Below are 3520 nucleotides of genomic sequence, written 5' to 3'. Positions count from 1 at the left end.
GGAGGTCATCGCGGCGGCGCTGCGCGGGCTCGAGGAGCGCCTGGTCGGCCTTCGCGGCACCCCCGCCTACGAAGCGCTGCTCGCCCGACTTGTCGACGAATGCCTCGAGGACGCCGCGGGCCCCGTCACCATCCGTTGCCGCCCCGAGGACCGCGGGGCCGTGGAGGAGATCCTCCGGCGCCGGTCGGCGGAGGCGGCGATCGAGACGGCCCCCCTCCCGCTCGGCGGCGTCGAGGCGCTGCTGGGCCCCGAGGGCCGCTGCGTCGTGCGCAACGGCCTCGCGGACCGCCTCGAGGACGCCCGGCCGCTGCTGCTCCAGGAGGCGGGGCGGCTGCTCTTCGGCGCGGAAGGGGCGCGGCCGTGATCGAGGATCTCGGCTACGTCAACGCCCGCGTGCGCGCCCTCCAGGGGCAGCTCGTCGCGCGCCGCGACCTGGATCTGGCGCTGGGGGCCGCGTCCCTCGAGGAGTTCACCGCGTTCCTCGGCTCGACGTCCTACGGCGCGGCGGTCGCCGAGGCGTTGGCCGCGGCGAAGGGGATCTCCGGCGTCGAGGAGGGGCTGCGCCTGGACTTCCAGCGCACGATCGACCACGTCGTGCGCCTCGCCGGCGGCCGGCCGCGGCACCTGCTGGGCCTCGTCCTCGGGCGCTGGGAGCTGTTCAACGTCAAGACGGTGCTGCGCGGCCTGCACGCCCACGTCGAGCTGGAGCGGATCATGGGGAGCACCGTGCCGTTCGGGCGGCTCGACGAGGCCGCGCTCAAGGAGCTGGTGCGGCAGGGCGACGTCAAGGGCGCCCTGGACCTGCTCGCCCAGTGGCGGCTGCCGTACGCGGCGGCGCTGCGCGACGCCTTCCCGGTCTACCGCGACCGCAACGACCTGCACGTGCTGGAGACCGCCATGGACCGCGCCTTCTTCGCCGCGGGCCTGCGCTCGCTCGACCCGGGCGAGCCGGACGACGCCGTCGTGGCCGGGCAGCTGCGGCGCGAGATCGACGTGATCCTCATCGGCTACGCGCTGCGGGCGATGCACCACGGCGCGACGCCGGCCGAGGTCGACGAGGCGTTCATCCCCGGCGGCAGGACGATCGGGCGCGAGGTCTTCGGCCGGCTGTGCGCCACGCGGAGCGTCGCCGAGTTCCTCGCGGCGCTGCCGCGCTCGCCGTACGCCGACTGCCTCGCCGGGCAGGCGTCGCGGCAGCTCGAGCCGCGCCGGCTCTTCGCGCTCGACCGCGCGCTGCAGTCCTGCTTCGTCCGCGCGACGATGCGCCTCGGCGCGGGCGCGCCGCTGTCGATCGCGTTCACGATCTCGTATCTCTGGCGCAAGATGAACGAGATCACCAACCTGCGTCTCATCGCCCGCGGGAAGCACGCCGCGCTCCCGCGCGCGGAGGTCGAGGCGCTCATGATCGCCGAAGGCTGAAGACGGTGGCGCGATGAAGACCTGCCGCGTCATCGCCGACCAGGACTCGGCCGTCGGCTTTCGCCTCGCGGGCCTCGACGCCGTGGCGGTGGCCACCGCGCAGGAGGCGGAGCGCGAGCTGCGGGCGCAGATCGACGCCGGCGAGTGCTCGCTGATCATCGTGGCGCAGCGCTTCCTCGACGGCTTCAGCGAGACGATGCGCCGCCGGCTCGAGCGCCTCAGCGTGCCGATCGTCATCCCGCTGCCGCTCTCGGCCGCGTGGCAGCGCGAGGAGATGACGCAGGAGTACGTGCAGTCGCTCATCCGCCGGGCGATCGGCTTCCAGATGCGGATCACGCGGCAGGAGGGGGGGCGGCCGTGAGCGGGCGGATCGTGCGGATCTCGGGGCCGGCCGTCGACGCCAGCGGCCTCGAGGGGGCGCGCATGTACGACCTGGTGCGCGTCGGCAGGCTCGGCCTCATGGGGGAGATCATCCGCCTGCGCGGCGACGTGGCCACCGTCCAGGTCTACGAGGAGACCGCGGGGCTCGGCCTCGGCGAGCCGGTGGAGGGGACGGGGCGGCCGTTCATGGCGGAGCTGGGGCCGGGGCTGCTCTCCTCGCTCTACGACGGGGTGCAGCGCCCGCTCGAGGGGATCCGCGCGAGCGCCGGCGACTTCCTCGCGCGCGGCGTCAACGTGCCGGCGCTGTCGCGCGAGCGCCGCTGGCCCTTCGAGCCCGCGGTGGCGCCGGGGACGCCGGTCGCGCCCGGATGGCTGCTGGGCACCGTGCGCGAGACGGCCGCCGTGCGCCACCGGGTCCTCGTCCCGCCGGGCATCTCCGGGACCATCGCCGAGGTGCGCCCCGGCCCGCTCACGGTGGACGAGCCCGCGGTGATGCTCGAGGACGGCCGCGTGCTCACGCTGCTGCAGCGCTGGCCGGTGCGCCTGCCGCGGCCGGTGCGCCGCAAGCTCGACCCGGAGGTGCCGTTCATCACGGGCCAGCGCATCCTCGACACGATGTTCCCGGCCGCCGCCGGCGGCACGGCCGTCATCCCGGGGGGCTTCGGCACCGGCAAGACCGTCGTGCAGCAGACGCTCGCGAAGTTCGCCGCCGCGGACATCATCGTCTACGTCGGCTGCGGCGAGCGCGGCAACGAGATGACCGAGGTCCTCACCGACTTCCCGAAGCTCATCGACCCGGCGTCGGGGCGCCCGCTCATGGACCGCACGATCCTCGTCGCGAACACCTCCAACATGCCCGTCGCAGCGCGCGAGGCCTCGATCTACACGGGGATCACGCTCGCCGAGTACTACCGCGACATGGGCTACCGCGTCGCGCTCATGGCCGACTCGGTGTCGCGCTGGGCCGAGGCGCTGCGCGAGATCTCCTCGCGCCTCGAGGAGATGCCCGGGGAGGAGGGGTACCCGACGTACCTCGCGACCCGGCTCGGGGGCTTCTTCGAGCGGGCCGGCCGTGCCGCCGTGCTGGCCGAGAGCGAGCGCGTCGGCTCGGTGAGCCTCGTCGCGGCGATCAGCCCGCCGGGCGGCGACTTCTCGGAGCCGGTGACCCAGGCGGCCATGCGCGTCGCGGGGTGCTTCTGGGGCCTGGACCCCTCGCTCGCCCACCGGCGCCACTTCCCGGCGATCAACTGGAAGATGAGCTACAGCCTCTACACGGAGAGCCTGCGCGCGCACTTCGAGCGCGAGGCCGGCGCGGGCTGGGCCGCGCAGCGGCGCGAGGCGATGGCGCTGCTGCAGAAGGAGGAGGAGCTCCAGGAGGTGGTGCAGCTCGTCGGCGCCGACGCGATCCCCGACGCCGACCGCCTCGTGCTCGAGACCGCCAAGCTGCTGCGCGAGGGGTTCCTCGCGCAGAACGCCTACCACGAGGTGGACGGCTTCTGCCCGCCGGCCAAGCAGCACCTGCTGCTCGGCGCGCTGCTGCACTTCCACCGCGAGGTGCAGCGGGCGCTCAAGGACGGGGTCCCGCTCGAGACGCTGCTGGGGCTCAAGGTCCGCGAGGAGCTGACCCGCGCGCGAGAGCTGCCGAACGAGACCTTCGCCGAGGCGGCGCCGGCGCTGCGCGCGAGCGTGGACGCGGCGCTGGCCGAGGCGCGCGCCCGCG

Annotated in this window: 4 protein-coding genes; all 4 read left to right on the top strand. The window is 74.6% G+C overall.

Annotated elements, in window-relative coordinates:
- On the top strand, positions 1-364 hold a 364-nt coding region (locus tag VI078_05370; GenBank protein HEY5998717.1), incomplete at its 5' end, for a V-type ATP synthase subunit E family protein.
- Entirely contained in the window at positions 361-1419 is a 1059-nt protein-coding gene (locus VI078_05365; GenBank protein HEY5998716.1) for a V-type ATPase subunit, read from the top strand. The genes VI078_05370 and VI078_05365, both read left to right, overlap by 4 nt.
- A 13-nt stretch (positions 1420-1432) precedes the next feature.
- On the top strand, positions 1433-1780 hold the full coding sequence (locus tag VI078_05360) for a V-type ATP synthase subunit F (protein HEY5998715.1): 348 nt from the start codon (positions 1433-1435) through the stop codon (positions 1778-1780).
- Positions 1777-3520, top strand: a 1744-nt coding sequence (locus VI078_05355) for a V-type ATP synthase subunit A (GenBank protein HEY5998714.1), incomplete at its 3' end; no start/stop codon positions are given. The genes VI078_05360 and VI078_05355, both read left to right, overlap by 4 nt.

Source organism: bacterium, from assembly GCA_036524115.1.
Lineage (GTDB): Bacteria > JAUVQV01 > JAUVQV01 > JAUVQV01 > DATDCY01 > DATDCY01.
Note: the sequence above shows the minus strand (reverse complement) of the source record. Positions and strands in the feature narration are given on the sequence as shown.

Coding starts and splice junctions, on each gene's coding strand:
- VI078_05360 (HEY5998715.1), top strand. CDS start 1,433: ATGAAGACCTGCCGCGTCATCGCCGACCAGGACTCGGCCGTCGGCTTT.